We start from the raw sequence: 15,498 nt of genomic DNA, 5'->3' as shown, positions 1-15,498 counted from the left end.
CAGGATCTGCGACGCATGGCCATGCCCCATGCCTGGAGAGACATGATGATCGAAGCGATCGCGGGCAACAATCGCATGGCCCCAGATGGCTCTGGCTTCGCCGCCGCAGGCCGGCGCAACGGGCGCTGAACGCAACGTCATCCGTCGGCATGGCCAGCGCCGGGTTCGCGACCGTCAGCGGCGTGTCTGGCTTGTCAGGCGTGGCTCAGGTCCGGACGAACCGGCGCATCATTTCCTTGCCGCCATTGGCGGACGAACGGGGCGCCGCCCTCATCCGGCCCTCCGCGTCGCAGGCGCTCACCAGAATCCGCCGCACGGACTCGCCGCGCGTCAGCTCCACCTGCCAGAGGCTCTGCCCCCCAGGAACGTCGCCGCCAGCATGGCCGATACGCCAGCGGGTTGGCGAAACATCCGGCGGCGCAGCGACCCGGGCGGCGTCCAGCATCAGGAAGACGACGGTCCGCCCCTGCTTCAGGGCGGCCTGGGCAAGGCGGACTGGCAGCGACAACCGGTGCGCCCGCAAGACATCCAGCACCAGCACCTGCGCCGGCGTCGCCGCGAGGTTGATGCGAGGCCGGCCATCCCAACAGGTTTCAATGATAGGCAGGCCGCCGGCCTCCCCCAACGGCAGGACGCCATGGCCCAGAAGATCAGCGGGCGGCCCCAGCCAGCAGGCGCCGCCCCGGGACCGGAGGCCAAAGCCGGCGGCGAACGCGGCCGCCGCCGCCGCATGCCCGGCGGCCTGCTCCACTGATCCGCCGCTGGCCGCCTCCACCACATGCGCCGCGCCCGGAGCAAGCCCGCCATCGGCCACCACATTGTCCAGTTCTGGAACCCCGAACAGCCATGGGCGCGGCCCGTCGCGCCATGCAACGGCCGCGCGGCCGGATTGTCCGGACAAACCCGGCGGGATGTGAGGTTTCCGGACGGCCGTCGCGCCTGTTGCGCCCCGAATCGCAGCGGCCCGGCCAGCAGCGGGGCGCCGTCGCGCGCCCGCGCCTGCATCATCGGCGTTCAGGAATGCATCTCCCAGGGGCAGGCCTCCCAAGAGCGTCTCCATGGCCATCTCCGGGCGGATGCTCCCGACCGGAGCGGTCGCATGTTCGTTATTTGTTCACGTCGATGATTTGTCAACCCGCGCCGGGAACCAACGGCCAGCGCCGGTGAGCGCAAGCATCCGGCAGCCTGCCCGCATCAACATTCTCCGCAAGGGCGCGACCAGCCGCCCCCACGCGCCGCGCCGCCACATAACTGGCGATCCACGGCGCGAGGCGCGATTGTCCCGGCAGGAGAGCTGACGGGTCAGGGCACATCGTCATCGCCAACCGAGCCGCCCTCATTCTCCCAGCCGGCGACCTTGCGCGACAGGCTGCGGGTAAACCGCAGCCGCACGCCAACGCCCATGTCATCTTCCGGTATGAAATGGGCGCCGAAGCTTTCCAGCGCGGCCTGGAGCGCCAGCAGCCCCGGCACATCCGGCGGCGTCGATCCGGCTTCAAATTTCCTGATGAGATCGGCGTCCAGGCCGCTGCGGCCGGCCAGCGTCGCAACCGAGATCTGGGTCAGCGCCCGCGCGGCGGCGCATTGCCCGCCTGTGATGGTTTCATCCACGGACATCCTCCCTCTTGTCAGATATGGCCAGCATAGAGCAGTTCCCGATCAATCTGGATCGCAAACTGCTCCAGTTTCCCTTGTTCTGAGCGAATTCTGATCGATCAGCCGGTTCCGGCCGATCGGAAAGCGCTCTGGCCACTGGCAGCCAGAGCCGCCAGTTTGGCCCGCCCGGGCCCGAAGCAGGCGTATGAGCGGTGGGATCCGCGCCGCCGGGTCATGTTCCGGTGCGGACCTCGCCGGTCAGCAGACGCGTGAAATTGGGCTGGCCGGTCGCGGACGTGAGGCCGCCATCGACGACAAGCGCCGCGCCCGTAACGTAAGACGCCGCGGGGGAAGCCAGGAAGAAGATGGTTTCAGCGATTTCCTCCGGCTGCGCCAGGCGCCCCAGGGCGATCGCCTCCATGTAACGCGCAGCCACCTCGGGCGTTTCGCACAACTGCTGCGACAGCGGCGTCTGCACCAGCCCCGGGCATACGGCGTTGACGCGCACGCCTTCGCCGCCATGATCCAGCGCCATGGCCCGCGTCAGGTTGATGACCGCCGCTTTCGAAGCATTGTAAGCGGCGAAACCGTGGTCGCCGCCGGTGCCGGAAATGGAGGCGACGTTCACGATGTTGCCGCGCCGGGCGATGATATGCGGCAGGGCGCGGCGACTGGCGTAGAACACGCCGTCCACATTGACGGCGAACACCTGGCGCCATTTCTCATCAGGCAGACGGTCGACATGGCCGAAGCCGCCAATGCCGGCGTTGTTAACCAGCACATCAACCCCGCCGAACCGGGCGACCGCCGCATCAATGGCGGCGTCGACATCGGCGGAAACCGCCATGTCGACGCGATGGGCCATCATGCGCTCCGCCGCGTCCGCATGACGCCCGAGCTGACGCCCCAGCGCCGCCTCGTCCCGGTCCAGCAACGCCACCCGATCGCCGGCGGCGATGAAGCGCGCCGCCGTTGCCGCGCCGATCCCGGAGCCCGCGCCCGTAACAATGATGACGCGTCCCTGATCCGTCTGCATGTTTCCATCCCTTGTTGCGCTCCGGATTTCCGGAGCCCATCGCCATCGTTGTCCAGGCGCGGGTCAGGCGTCGCGCCCGCCCAGCACGGCGATGACGGCGGCGCCCAGCAAACCGCCGGCGACAAGACCGCCGCCCGCCGCCATCATTGACCAGAAGGCGGATACCAGCGCATCGCCCTGCAGCGCATTGATGGTGAAAGCGCACGCGCCGATGGCGAGACCGGCGATCACCGCGACCCGCGCCCCGGCGCGAAAGCCGATGGCCACGCCAATCACCGCGCTGGCGACAACCCAGATAACCCACATGCGCAGCATGCGTTGCTCCTGCTCCTCCGGCCTGCCGCCAGACATCCATGACGGCCGCGCCGCCCGATCACACAACTGGATCACAGGCGAAGGCGTTGCGGAAGCTCCCCCCGCCCGCAAGGAAGCCTCCCGGAAGACAAATCCCGCGCCGACATGCGGGACAGATCGCAGCGGATCCTGTGGCATGCGCCGAAAGCAATGGCGCCAGAACGGCCAGCCTGGTAGAATATTTTTTCGTTTGGGGGAAGCGCGCCCGCCAGCGGGCGCCTGAACGCCCCGACAGGCAGAAGCGCGCGAGTTGGGAACGCGCAGGGGCATGAGCGAAATAGACAGCGGCGTTGCGTGGCGACGCCTTTTTGCGGCTGTTCTGCTGAGCATGGTTGGCGGCGTCGGCATGTGGTCCGTCGTGGTTGCCCTGCCGTCGGTTCAGGCGGAGTTTGGCGTCGATCGCGCGGCGGCGTCCCTGCCGTTCACCATGGCCATGCTGGGCTTTGGCGTTGGCGGCGTGGCGTTTGGCCGGCTGGCCGATCGCGTCGGCATCATGCTGCCCATGGCGCTGGGCGCCGTCATTATGGCCCTGGGTTATGTGCTCACCACGCTAACCCCCGGCATCGTCAGTTTCGCCATTGTTTTTGGAGCCATGATCGGGATTGGCTCGTCCGCCTGCTTTGGCCCCCTGGTGGCGGATATTTCCTGCTGGTTTTTCAAGCGGCGCGGCCTCGCCGTCGCCATCTGCGCCTCCGGCAACTATCTGGCGGGCGCCTTCTGGCCGCCGGTGGTTGAGCGCGCCATCAACCTGTGGGGCTGGCGCGCCACGCACATTGGCATCGCCATTTTCTGTGTGGCGACCATGTTGCCGCTGACGCTGCTGCTGCGGCGGCGCGCGCCGGCGGACGCCGCCGCGACCGCGACGGGCGCGGCCACCCAGACCTACGCCGCGCCGCAGCAGGCGCTGGGCGTATCGCCAGGACGGCTGCAAGCCCTGCTTGCGGTGGCCGGCGTTGGCTGTTGCGTGGCCATGGCCATGCCCCAGGTGCACATTGTCGCCTATTGCGGCGATCTGGGTTACGGCGTGGCCCGTGGCGCGGAAATGCTGTCGCTGATGCTGGCTTGCGGCATCATCAGCCGCATTGGCTGCGGTTACATCGCCGACCGGATCGGCGGCCTCGGCGCCCTGTTTTTCAGCTCCATTGCCCAGGGCGCGGCGCTGGCGCTGTATCTGATGTTCGACAGCCTGCCGTCGCTGTATGTCATCTCGGCGCTGTTTGGCCTGTTCCAGGGCGGCCTCGTGCCCAGCTACGCCATCATTGTGCGCGAATACTTCCCGGTGAAGGAAGCCGGCGGCCGGGTCGGCCTGCTGATTCTCGCCACCGTCATCGGCATGGCGCTTGGCGGCTGGATGTCTGGCCGGATCTTCGACATGACGGGCTCATACCAGCTCGCCTTCCTGAATGGCCTTCTGTTCAATATTCTCAACGGAGCCATTGTGCTGTTCCTGCTGATGCGCCAGCGCGGCGGCGAGCGCCAGGCATTCGCCAGGGCCTGATGCCCGAGCCTGGCTCCGGGGCGGCGCACGCGCCGCGCGGCCGCAGGTTTGACGCGGCGCCGCGAGGTTGTATCGTGCTCGGCCCGGTCATGCCCCGTCACCATGGCCATCACGGGCTCATGACGGAAAGTGACAGGATCAGGCCGGCGCACAGCCCGGCCAGGCCTGCGCCAGCATTGGCCTGGAGGGCCGGAAGCCGTCATGAGCGCTGACTCCCCGTCCGCCCCCGCCATGCAGCCAGGCGTCACCGGGACCTCGTGGCTCGAACTCGACGACGTCACGCTCGCCCGGGGCCTCGCCATCCGCGACTGGCTGCTCACCGACGGGCGCACCGCGTCCGATCTCAAACTGATTGTCGCCGGATTGTGCGAGCGGCTTGCGGAGGCCGACATCCCGGTGGACCGGGCCATGCTGGTGTTGCAGACGCTGCACGCCGAGCAGGCCGCGATGGCCATGGAGTGGAAGCGCGCCGAGGGCCTGGAGGCAGAGGCCATCGCCTACAGCGATTTCTCGGAAAAGGTCTACGAGGCGAGCCCGTTCGCGGCGGCGCACCGCAACCACGCCGCCATCAACTTCCGCGTTTCTGAAACCCCGGATGACCGCTTCGGCATCGTGCCAGATCTGCGCGCCCAGGGTTACACGCACTACTTTTGCGCGCCGCTGCTGTTCGCCAACGGTCACCAGAACGGCATCAGCTTCGCCACCCGCGCGCCTGGCGGTTTCAGCAACAGCGACCTCACCCTGCTGCGCGCCCTCACCCCAACCATCGAGGCGGTGCTGGAAATCTATGCCGGCTACGAAGCCGTGCACCAGTTGCTCCGCACCTATATCGGCGATGAGCCGCACCGGCTGGTGCTGGATGGCGACGTGCGGCGCGGCCATGTCACGCGCATCCGCTCCGCCATCCTGTTCGCCGACATGCGCGATTACACGCAGCGTTCGTCATCACTGTCGCCGGAGCAGACCGTCGACCTGCTCAACGCCTATTTCGACTGCATCGTGCCGCCCATCGAGGCCGAAGGCGGCGAGGTGCTAAAGTATCTTGGCGATGGCCTGCTTGCGATTTTCAGGGATCGCGGCGACGACGCCGGCAGCGCCGCCCAGGCAGCGCTCGACGCCGCCCGGACGGCGCTGGCGCGGCTGGAGGCGTGGAATGCCTCCCATCCCGACCAGGCGATCGCCACCGGCATCGCCCTGCATCACGGCGAGGCGGCGTATGGCAATGTCGGCTCCGGGGCGCGTCTCGACTTCACGATCATCGGGCGCGACGTCAATGTCGCCAGCAGACTCGCGGGCCTCAACAAGGCGCTGGGCGAACCGCTCATCATGTCCGCGGCCCTGACCGAGCAGCTCTGGGGCATGTATGAACTGGTAGGCGCCTTCGCGTTGAAGGGCATACCCGATGAAATCAAGGTCTATCGCCCGTGACCGGCGCGTCTGGGCTACAGGAGTTTTCAATGAAACTGGCGATGAAGCACACCCCGATCCGGACGGCTGGCGTCTGCGCCGTACTTGGCGCCGTACTTGGCGCCGCTTTGGGCGCCGTCTTCCTTGCGGGTGCGGCGGAAGCCCAGCAACGCAAGATTCCGGCGACGCCCCAGGTCAGGGCGCAGATCGCCTGCCAACAGGAAGTGGCGCGGCAGGTTCCACGCATTCATGAGCCCGGCGCCGAGCGCCGCCGCTCCCACCTCTACCGCCTGTGCATGCACAGAAAGGGCTTTCGTCCATGAAAGCTGGCGGCCTGCCAAATGACGCAAACCCGGCGCCGGGAGATTTGGCAGGCCGCCGCAGCTGGCAAAATGCCGGCCAGCCCGCAACGGCCACGCCCCATGGCGCTCCGCCGCCGATGGGCGTCCGCCAGGCAACGACCTCCCAAAACGCTTGATGCCATGCCGCCGCCATGGCATTACCCGCGCCAGTAGCGCTCGCTCGCTACCCTTCCACGCCAGCTGGCGCGGATCGGGCCTGTAGCTCAATGGTTAGAGCCGACCGCTCATAACGGTCTGGTTGCAGGTTCGAGTCCTGCCGGGCCCACCACATCACTTCAATATTTCAAGCGCATTTTATTCTTGCGCTGTTTTCATCCCCCAGATTGCAGGCGCACGAGGGGTTTAAACTCCCTGCCCTCCCGCCTGTATATTCATTGTGCGCTCTCAAATGGATCGAACATGACCGCACCGTGGTCGTGCAATCGACGGCGCCCGAAATGCGGCGGCGGGGAAGTTGACCTGTGTCTGACCAGCGCTCCATTCGCGCCGGAATGGTTGGCCGGCGAGGCCGGTCCCCGCCAGCCACGCATGCGGTGGAGAGTCACGCCGATGCAGATCTGGCGCTGCTCCGGCCATGCGGAGCAATGCGACCCGGAATCATTGTAGTCATTTCGCCGCGATACCTGCCAACGGCTGATGGGCTTTCTTTATACTGGATGGATTTCTCTTTACTGGCTCGTCCGCTCGCCGCGCCCCGCGGCGCCGTCGGGGCGCCATCGGCGCGCGCGCGCCAAACCAGACGGGCGCGCCGCCCCCCCTGCAATTCCCTTTGCAACCATCAGACTCGCACATCAGTCTGGCAAAATCTGGAGCCGGCGCCGGGTCCCGACCGGTGTCGCCTTTATGCAACGACACATAATAATCCAGCAACTACAGACAAGCTAAAGCTAGCAATTATCGTTGCCAACAATAAATTATGCAAAATAAACAGCGGCATAATTATGTAATTATTTTCAAAATAAAATAAATATTTAAACTATTTCGACAACGATAATGTAAAATTGACAATAATCACGCAATCGTGACAATAGCAATCCAATTTGGTTAATATGTGGGCAAATCACGCTTTTTTTGGACGATTGCCGCATATGATCCGCATCAAAAGCCGTCTAAACGCATCAACCGCCCTGCGCCTCGCTCCTGTACTTATGGCTGCAGGCAGTCCGCTGTTGTTTGCCGCGCCGGCATGGGCGGCCTGTGCGCCAGCGGTCAGTAACGGCGCAGTCGTCACATGCACGGGAACAACGAATTCCTCCGTCGGGTCTGGCCCCGCTTCTGGCAATGACAACGTCACCGTCAACGTACAGAGCGGCGCGGACATCAGTGTTGGCAACACAAGCGCGATCAGCCTGCATGATGGCGCGCAAATTACAGTCAACAACAATGCGCTTGTCACCAATGCCACGACGCCAGGCGGGGGCGGCTTCTATCCTGGGACCGGCCCCAACACGATCGAGTTCAACAGCAATGGCGTCCTGACGGTTCTGGCGGGCGGCCGCGTGATTGAGACAGGCACCAGCGCTCAGGCTGAAGCCGTCAATGTCATGGGTTACGGCAATACCGTTCTTAACTACGGCCTGATCCAGGCGACCAGCAGCGCCGCCATCTGGTTTCAGGACGCGGCAACCGGCTCGAAAAACACGGTCGACAATTACGGAACAATCGAACGCGTTGGCGGAACGGGCAGTGTTATCGGCGCCAGCGGCAACAACGGCATCAATTTCTATAACCGCACCAATGCCACCGTCATCGGCGGTCTGAGCTTCGCCAACGGCAATGATGACCTCTATTTCGAGCCGGGCTCCAAAGTCACCGGGACCATCAATGGCGGCGGCGGAACCAATAACCTGACATTGCAGGGCGCGGCTGGCTCACATGACACGCTGCCCGGACACGTGACCAACTTCACCACCCTGACGAAGGATGGGCCAGGCCAGTGGACCATGTCTGGCAGCCTGACGGGCTTCACCATCGTAACGGTGAGGGATGGCACGCTGACCCTGACCGGCAACAACGCCGGTTACACCGGCAGCGCCATTGTCAACCCGACTGGCATACTGGAAGCGCGCGCCCAGAGTCTCCCGGTCAAGACCAATCCGGCCGACAATCTCAACAATATCCAGAACAATGGCCTGCTGCGCTTCACGCAACCGGCGGGCGATGACGCGCCCTATATCGGCCAGATCGTGGGAACCGGCGCTGTCGAGAAAACCGGCGGCGGCATGGTCACGCTGGCCCCGGTCGCACCGGCGGGCAACACCTATTCTGGCGGAACCGTCATCAAGGGAGGCGTGCTGGCGGCCAACGCCGACAGCGCCATCGGCGCGCCTGCGGGCGGGATCACCCTCGACGGCGGCGCCTTCGGCTTCGCGTCCAGCTTTACCCTTGGAGCCGGACGTCCTGTCACCGTTACCAGCAACAATGGCGGCCTGTATGCGGGCGCCGGCGTCACCGGCACGGTAACCCAGGGCATTACCGGCCCTGGCGCCATCACCAAGAGCGGCGATGGCGCGGTCGTGCTCACCGGCGCCAATACCTATGGCGGCGGCACCACCATCGCCGCGGGCGCGCTGCAACTCGGCAACGGCGGAACGACCGGATCCATCGTCGGCGACGTCGCCAACAACGGCGCCCTCATCTTCAACCGCGCCGATGCCGTCACATTCCCGGGAACCATTTCCGGCTCCGGCAATGTCCAGCAGGTCGGCGCCGGAACGACCATTCTCACCGCCAACAACACCTATACCGGCGGCACCACCATCGCCGCGGGCGCACTGCAACTCGGCAACGGCGGAACGACCGGATCCATCGTCGGCGACGTCGTCAACAACGGCGCCCTCATCTTCAACCGCGCCGATGCCGTCACATTCCCGGGAACCATTTCCGGCTCCGGCAATGTCCAGCAGGTCGGCGCCGGAACGACCATTCTCACCGCCAACAACACCTATACCGGCGGCACCACCATCGCCGCGGGCGCGCTGCAACTCGGCAACGGCGGAACGACCGGATCCATCGTCGGCGACGTCGTCAACAACGGCGCCCTCATCTTCAACCGCGCCGATACCGTCACATTCCCGGGAACCATCTCGGGATCTGGCAATGTCCAGCAGGTCGGCGCCGGAACGACCATTCTCACCGCCAACAACACCTATACCGGCGGCACCACCATCGCCGCAGGCGCACTGCAACTTGGCAACGGCGGAACGACAGGCTCCATCGTCGGCGACGTCGCCAACAACGGCGCCCTCATCTTCAACCGCGCCGATACCGTCACATTCCCTGGAACCATCTCGGGATCTGGCAATGTCCGGCAGATCGGCGCCGGAACGACCATCCTCACCGCCAACAACACCTATGCTGGCGTGACCTCGGTCGAGCGCGGCGGGCTTGCGGTTGGCAACGCGGCTCATCCCGGCGCAGCGCTCTCCGGCGGCGGCCCGGTCAATGTGGCGGCCGGCGCGACGTTCGGCGGCTACGGCTCTGTCGCCGGCAATGTCGTCAATAACGGAACGATCGCCGTCGCGGACGCTTTCCCCGGCTTCACTGGCGGGCCAGGCGGCAATTTCACCATTGGCGGCGTGGTGACCAACGCCGGCCACGCCCAGATCGGCGGCGGCGCGGTTGGCAACAACCTGGTTGTTGGCTCCTGGGTTGGCCAGAATGGCGTGATCGGCGTCAACACCGTGCTTGGCGGCGACAATTCCCCGTCCGACCGCCTGGTGATCAACGGCGGCTCCGCCACCGGCGGATCAGCCATCGTGGTCACCAATGCCGGTGGTCTCGGCGCCATCACATGGGGCAACGGCATCCAGGTGGTGAGCGCGCAAAATGGCGCGACGACGTCGGCCGGCGCCTTCACCCTGGCGCGCCCGGCGGTTGCGGGCCCTTACGAATACACGCTGTATCGCGGCGCGCGCGATTCCAGCGACCGCCAGTCCTGGTATCTGCGCACCGATCTGCCGCCAGTTCCGCCGACACCTGAACCGGCCCCCATGCCTGAACCGGGCCCCACGCCGACGCCGGGGCCAGCGCCGACGCCGGGGCTTCCCAATTACCGGCAGGAAACTTCCCTTTATGCGGCCCTGCCGTCGATGGCGCTCGGCTACGGCCAGTCGATTCTCGGCACGCTGCATGAGCGCGTCGGCGAGCAGGAACTGCTGCGCGGCCGCCAGAGCGCCAATGGCCCGTCGTTCGTCAACGGCGTGTGGGGCCGCATCATTGGCCAGCATGTCAGCCAGTCCACGTCGGCCGGCGGCATCTACGGCCGCGGCCCGGCCTATGACCAGGACGTCGCCGCGTTCCAGCTCGGCCTCGACCTCTATCGCCGCCAACATGCGGATGGCAGCCGCGATCACGCCGGCGTCTACTTCGTCGTCGGTCAGTCTGAAGGCAGCGTGAAGCATTTCACGGGCGCGCGCGCCGGCCAGAACCGCTTTGACGCCCAGACCATTGGCGCCTACTGGACCCACTTCGGCGCCACAGGCTGGTATGTGGACGCGGTGGCCCAGGGCACCTGGTACAACGCCAAGGCCAGTTCGACGCGGCTCATGCAACTGTCGCCTGACGGCTTTGGCGTCGGCCTGTCGCTGGAAGCCGGCTATCCGGTGCAACTCGGCGGCGGCTGGATTGTCGAGCCGCAGGCCCAGCTGATCTACCAGAGCATCTCGCTTGATTCCCGCTACGACGGCGCGGCCCAGGTCCGCTTCAGCGACGCGCAGTCGCTGGCCGGCCGCATCGGCGCGCGGCTGTCGCGCACCTGGACGCTGGACGCCGAAAACGGTCCAAAACAGATCAATGTCTGGGCCCGGGCCAATCTGTGGAACGAGTTCCTTGGCAATCCGAAGACCTGGTTCTCCAGCGCTGACGGGTTCGTGCCGTTCCGCTCCGACATGAAGGGCGCATGGACCCAGCTTGGCGGCGGCGTCACCGCCCAGCTCAATGGCAACGTCGCCCTCTATGCCGACGCCAGCTACAACATCGGCCATGGCGGCGACCGCCGCTCCTGGGACGGCAAGGTCGGCGTGCGCGTCAACTGGTGAGCATGCCGGTCGCCGGTCTGTGAAAACGAACAAGGCCCCGCAGCATTGCGGGGCCTTTTTTGCTGGATATCGTGGCGCGACATCCCCGGTGCAGCGTTGACGGCGCCTGCGTGATCCGGAAAACTCACATCCACGTCGCACGCGCTTGCAGGACGCGCCGCGCGCCTCCCGGCTTCACCGGAGCCCAACGGATCTGCTCATGGGGTTCTGGCAGACCCCGCGCGCCTGGTGCGCCGGCTCACTCAACGGCAATCGGCTCGCCAAACACCACCCAGCGATCGCCATCGAAGCGTTGCAGCCTCAGGGCGTTCACGGTGGTGTAATTGGTGGGCGATACATTCATCATCACGCCTGGCAGATACATGGGCAGCGCCAGGTTCTTGATGGTGGTGGCCTGCTTCAGCACGTTCTCGCGCGTGAGATTGTCGCCGGCGTTACGCAGGATGTGCTCCACGGTCTGCGCCACGGTATAGCCGAAGACATTGCCGCTATTGAGCGGATCGCCTTCCTTGTACCAGTCCTGCATGAACTTCCGGTAGGCCAGCACCGCCGGGTCATTGGCCCACTCGGGGTCGCTGGGATCCTTCAGCGCCGTTGCGGTCACGATGCCTTTGGCGTTCTCCAGACCTGCCGGCTGCAGGGTCTGGACGCGCGACGAGGCGACCGAGGCGACATAGAAGGCCGGTTTCCAGCCGATCTCGGCGATCTTGCGAATGGCCTGGGCGCCGAATTTGGGCGTCGCCATCATGAACAGCGTATCGGCGCCGGAGCTTTTCAGCTGGATCACCTGCGAATCGACCGTGGGGTCGGTGACCTCGTAGCTGGCCTCCTTCACCACATTGCGGACAGCCTCGCCAAGGCCCTCCTTGAAGCCGCTGACATAGTCGCGTCCTGCATCGTCATTCTGCCAGAGAATGGCGATTTTCGCGTTCGGCGTGGTGGCGGCGATGTGCCGGCCATAGACCTTGCCCTCGAACGAGTATGAGGCGAAACCCGGCGTGGTCCACGGGAATTTGGCGGGATCATTCCATCGCGTGGCGCCGGTGGAAACCAGCAGCTGCGGCACCTGTTTCGTATTGAGGTAACGCTGCACGGCCGCGTTCGTCGCCGTGCCGATGGAATTCACCAGCGCCAGCACCTGCTCGGACTCGACCAGCTTGCGGGTTTGCTCCACGGTTTTCGGCGGGCTGTAGGCGTCGTCGAGCGACAGCAGCTCCACCTTGCGACCGTTAACGCCGCCCGCCGCGTTCAACATGTTGAAATAGGCAACTTCCGCCCGTCCCTGCGTGCCATAGGCGGACGCCGGCCCACTGTAGGGCATGGTCTGTCCCAACTTCACCGACGTATCCGTCGCGCCGGGGCTGTACGCCTTCTCAGCCATGGCGGAGCCAGCATGCAGCACGCACAACACTGCGGCCGCCAGAGCGCCTCTTGTCGCCCACGTCATGTCGTTTCCTTCCTGTTGTCCCTGATGTCTGCGCACCAGGTTTTATCAACGACTTTACATGTCATGCGCGGGGTTGGCCCGCCGCGCACAGGCAGCTTAGGCCGGAATGAAAGACGCGCCATAAAAATATACCTGAACCGCCCCCCCTTCTTCGAAGGCGGGCGGAGCGATCACAGCAATATTCAAACCGGCCAGAGTACTGTCGCGCGCAATTCTCGCCAGGCGTCGCGGCATATTTGCGCCCACATCCCAGCGTTTGCCGGGCTCTGCCTGGCGCACACACCACAGTTACAGAGCCAAACTTCGATGCGCGACAAGAAATAACAACGGCAGATCTTTTAGAATTATGTAGTTTTATACAGATTAAATTCACAGACACACCAGCATAACTGCGGCGGCCTGATCAATTTTTACTTATTATTCATGACTTCCGACAATATTTCCGTTGTGCCGCATCGCGACGCGCACGAATATTACAGGAGACAGTACATGGTTTTTCTTCTGAAGCCGCAGAAGGCGGCCGCGGCGGCGCGAAAATCCGCCACCCGCGCCACGACGAAGACGCCCGCCGCCAAACCAGCCAGTCGCACGACGACGGCTGCCCGCGCGGCGGCCAAAAAACCCGCCGCCGTCAAAACCACAACGGCGCGGGCGACAGCGGTGAAAGCGCCAGCGCGCAAGGCCACGGCGGCGAAAACGACGGCGCCCAGGGCGGCGGCCAAGCCAAAAGCAACGGCGGCGAAAGCGCCTGCCCGCAAACCAGCGGCGCGCGCAACCACAACCCGGACGGCTATCGCCAAAAAACCCGCAGCCAAGAAACCCGCAGCCAGGAAACCGGCCGCCCGTCCAGCCGCCTCCCGGGGGCGTTGAAACGGCCCGGACGCTCCTGGCCTCGCCGCTCCCTTGCGGGCGAGCCTTCAAAACCGGCGTGCCGTTCGCCCGGGGCAGCCCGGTCGGACGGCCAGCAACCCGCGCCAGCCCGCACTGTCACGCAGGCGGCGACATCGTTTCCAGGAACAACTTTCGCGAGCAACTTTCGCGAGCGGCTATCGGGAGCGCGCGCCCACGCGAGCACACGCCCCGGCTGCAGCCGGCGCACGCCCAACCATCCGCTCGATTCCATGACGTCAGTGGGTGTATTCGCGACGCTCCACAGCCCCGTCCGGATGTTCCTGCTGCTCAGGATTACGCAAAGGCAAAAGCTCAAGCGGCGGCTGCGCCCCGCTGGCAATGTAGGCCTGAGCCCGGATACGGCGAAGCTGCTCGCCCGCGACTACCTGCACCCAGCCATCGCTGGTTTTGTACAGTCCACGTTCTGCGACATTGGAAGTCATTGGCGTTCCTCCTGTGAGGCCAATACGCTCAAGATGTGCCCATCGGAGCGATGATTCAAGCCTGACGGCCCCGCCTGCCCCGCCTGGGCGCCGGCAATGGGGGCGGCTCCAGCCCTCCTTGCCGGCGCCCTCCCGGTCTCCTGGCCTCAGCTTGCAGCCCCCCGGCCCTTCACGCCTCCATCCACTCCCGTTGCCTGGCTGCGCGTCGCCGGCGAAGAGACCAGACCAAGCCCCCCCAAAGGTTTGCGGCAGGCGGGGGCCTGGCTATGCTGCCGCGCTGGTCAGCCGGGCCGGGCAATCTGTACGGAGGTAACCGATGCCGCGTTTTTCTCGCCTTTTCGCCGCTGTGTCCGTCGGCATTGTTCTCGGCGGCTCGGCCAGCCTGTTGCCGGGCGACGCCCGGGCCTGCACGCGCGCCCTGTATGTCGGCGATGACAAAACCGTCATCACCGGCCGCAACATGGACTGGAAGGAGGACATGCACACCAACCTGCATGTGTTCCCGGCCGGCATGGAGCGTCGCGGCGCCAACGCCGCCGACGCCCTGACCTGGACGTCCCGCTATGGAAACGTCATCGCCGCCGGTTACGACATCGGCACGACGGACGGCCTCAATGAAAAGGGCCTCGCCGCCAATCTGCTGTATCTGGCCGAATCCGAATATGGCCCGGTGCAAGCTGGCCGGAAAAAACTGACGATCGCCGCCTGGGCGCAATATGTGCTCGACAATTTCGCCACGGTTGATGAAACCGTCCAGGCGCTGGCGCGCGAGGACTTCTCGTTGCTGACGCCCGACGCGCCCAATGGCGCGAAGGCGATGCTGCACCTGTCCGTCTCGGACGCCAGCGGCGATTCCGCCATCTTCGAGTACATCGGCGGCAAACTGGTTATCCACCATGGCCGCCAGTACACGGTGATGACCAACTCACCGACCTACGACAAGCAACTGGCCCTCAACGCTTACTGGAAGGAAATTGGCGGCCTGACCTTCCTGCCGGGTACAAACCGCGCCGCCGACCGCTTCGCCCGCGCCTCGTTCCTGCTGGAATCGCTGCCCAAGGCGCCCGCGCCGCAATATCTGGCCGGCATTCCGGGCCAGAGCTTCGCCAACCAGGCGCGCGCCCAGGTGCTCAGCCTGATGCGGGCGGTGTCTGTGCCGCTGGGCATCACCACTCCCGACCAGCCCAATATCTCCTCGACCATCTGGCGCACCGCCTCGGACCAGACCAATCTGATCTACTTCTTTGACTCCGCCACCCGGCCAAACACGTTCTGGGTCGATCTGAAGAAGCTCAATCTGAAGCCGGGCGCACCAAGCCTCAAACTCAGCCTGGACAAGGGCGAGGTCTATGCCGGCGAAGTCTCCGGCCAGTTCGTCAAGGCGCCGCCGTTCATTTTCCTCACCGGCGAGTGAGAGGCGCCGGC

At 65.3% G+C, this 15,498-nt stretch carries 12 protein-coding genes and 1 tRNA gene; 6 read left to right on the top strand and 7 right to left on the bottom strand.

The window, feature by feature from the left end; translation table 11 throughout:
* Nucleotides 1-205: 205 nt before the first annotated feature.
* The 4 genes from ACERNI_RS15760 to ACERNI_RS15745 all read right to left on the bottom strand — a co-directional run bounded on the left by ACERNI_RS15760 (nt 206) and on the right by ACERNI_RS15745 (nt 2,947).
* Entirely contained in the window at nt 206-814 is a 609-nt protein-coding gene (locus tag ACERNI_RS15760) for a hypothetical protein (RefSeq protein WP_448834207.1), read from the bottom strand.
* Between the two features lie 488 nt (nt 815-1,302).
* Nucleotides 1,303-1,611: an XRE family transcriptional regulator gene (locus ACERNI_RS15755; protein ID WP_448834206.1), complete on the bottom strand. Its 309-nt coding sequence runs from the start codon at nt 1,609-1,611 to the stop codon at nt 1,303-1,305.
* 217 nt (nt 1,612-1,828) lie between these two features.
* On the bottom strand, nt 1,829-2,632 hold the full coding sequence (locus ACERNI_RS15750; RefSeq protein WP_448834205.1) for an SDR family NAD(P)-dependent oxidoreductase: 804 nt from the start codon (nt 2,630-2,632) through the stop codon (nt 1,829-1,831).
* A gap of 63 nt (nt 2,633-2,695) precedes the next feature.
* The gene (locus ACERNI_RS15745; protein WP_448834204.1) at nt 2,696-2,947 is read right to left on the bottom strand and encodes a hypothetical protein; all 252 of its coding nucleotides are present in this window, start codon (nt 2,945-2,947) and stop codon (nt 2,696-2,698) included.
* A 307-nt stretch (nt 2,948-3,254) separates the two neighbouring features.
* On the opposite strand from ACERNI_RS15745, the gene ACERNI_RS15740 reads away from it, so the two are divergent.
* The 5 genes from ACERNI_RS15740 to ACERNI_RS15720 all read left to right on the top strand — a co-directional run bounded on the left by ACERNI_RS15740 (nt 3,255) and on the right by ACERNI_RS15720 (nt 11,292).
* Nucleotides 3,255-4,484 carry an MFS transporter gene (locus ACERNI_RS15740; protein ID WP_448834203.1) on the top strand — a complete coding sequence of 410 codons (1,230 nt, stop codon included), beginning with the start codon at nt 3,255-3,257 and terminating at the stop codon, nt 4,482-4,484.
* Between the two features lie 201 nt (nt 4,485-4,685).
* Complete coding sequence (locus tag ACERNI_RS15735) at nt 4,686-5,912, top strand: adenylate/guanylate cyclase domain-containing protein (protein WP_448834202.1); 1,227 nt, start codon at nt 4,686-4,688, stop codon at nt 5,910-5,912.
* Between the two features lie 29 nt (nt 5,913-5,941).
* Nucleotides 5,942-6,214 (top strand): hypothetical protein, encoded by a 273-nt coding sequence (locus ACERNI_RS15730; RefSeq protein ID WP_448834201.1) that lies wholly within the window; start codon nt 5,942-5,944, stop codon nt 6,212-6,214.
* A gap of 231 nt (nt 6,215-6,445) precedes the next feature.
* Nucleotides 6,446-6,521 (top strand) — tRNA-Ile (locus ACERNI_RS15725).
* A gap of 1,231 nt (nt 6,522-7,752) precedes the next feature.
* Nucleotides 7,753-11,292, top strand: coding sequence for an autotransporter outer membrane beta-barrel domain-containing protein (locus tag ACERNI_RS15720; protein WP_448834200.1), 3,540 nt, complete (start codon nt 7,753-7,755; stop codon nt 11,290-11,292).
* A 238-nt stretch (nt 11,293-11,530) separates the two neighbouring features.
* Here ACERNI_RS15720 and ACERNI_RS15715 read toward each other — a convergent pair whose 3' ends face one another.
* The 3 genes from ACERNI_RS15715 to ACERNI_RS15705 all read right to left on the bottom strand — a co-directional run bounded on the left by ACERNI_RS15715 (nt 11,531) and on the right by ACERNI_RS15705 (nt 14,073).
* Entirely contained in the window at nt 11,531-12,739 is a 1,209-nt protein-coding gene (locus tag ACERNI_RS15715) for an ABC transporter substrate-binding protein (protein WP_448834199.1), read from the bottom strand.
* 473 nt (nt 12,740-13,212) lie between these two features.
* Nucleotides 13,213-13,539 (bottom strand): hypothetical protein, encoded by a 327-nt coding sequence (locus ACERNI_RS15710; protein ID WP_448834198.1) that lies wholly within the window; start codon nt 13,537-13,539, stop codon nt 13,213-13,215.
* A gap of 327 nt (nt 13,540-13,866) precedes the next feature.
* Nucleotides 13,867-14,073 carry a hypothetical protein gene (locus ACERNI_RS15705; RefSeq protein ID WP_448834197.1) on the bottom strand — a complete coding sequence of 69 codons (207 nt, stop codon included), beginning with the start codon at nt 14,071-14,073 and terminating at the stop codon, nt 13,867-13,869.
* Between the two features lie 316 nt (nt 14,074-14,389).
* On the opposite strand from ACERNI_RS15705, the gene ACERNI_RS15700 reads away from it, so the two are divergent.
* Nucleotides 14,390-15,487: a linear amide C-N hydrolase gene (locus ACERNI_RS15700; RefSeq protein WP_448834196.1), complete on the top strand. Its 1,098-nt coding sequence runs from the start codon at nt 14,390-14,392 to the stop codon at nt 15,485-15,487.
* Nucleotides 15,488-15,498: the final 11 nt, after the last annotated feature.

This window comes from Camelimonas sp. ID_303_24 (genome assembly GCF_053543495.1).
This window is presented reverse-complemented; position numbering and strand designations above follow the sequence as displayed.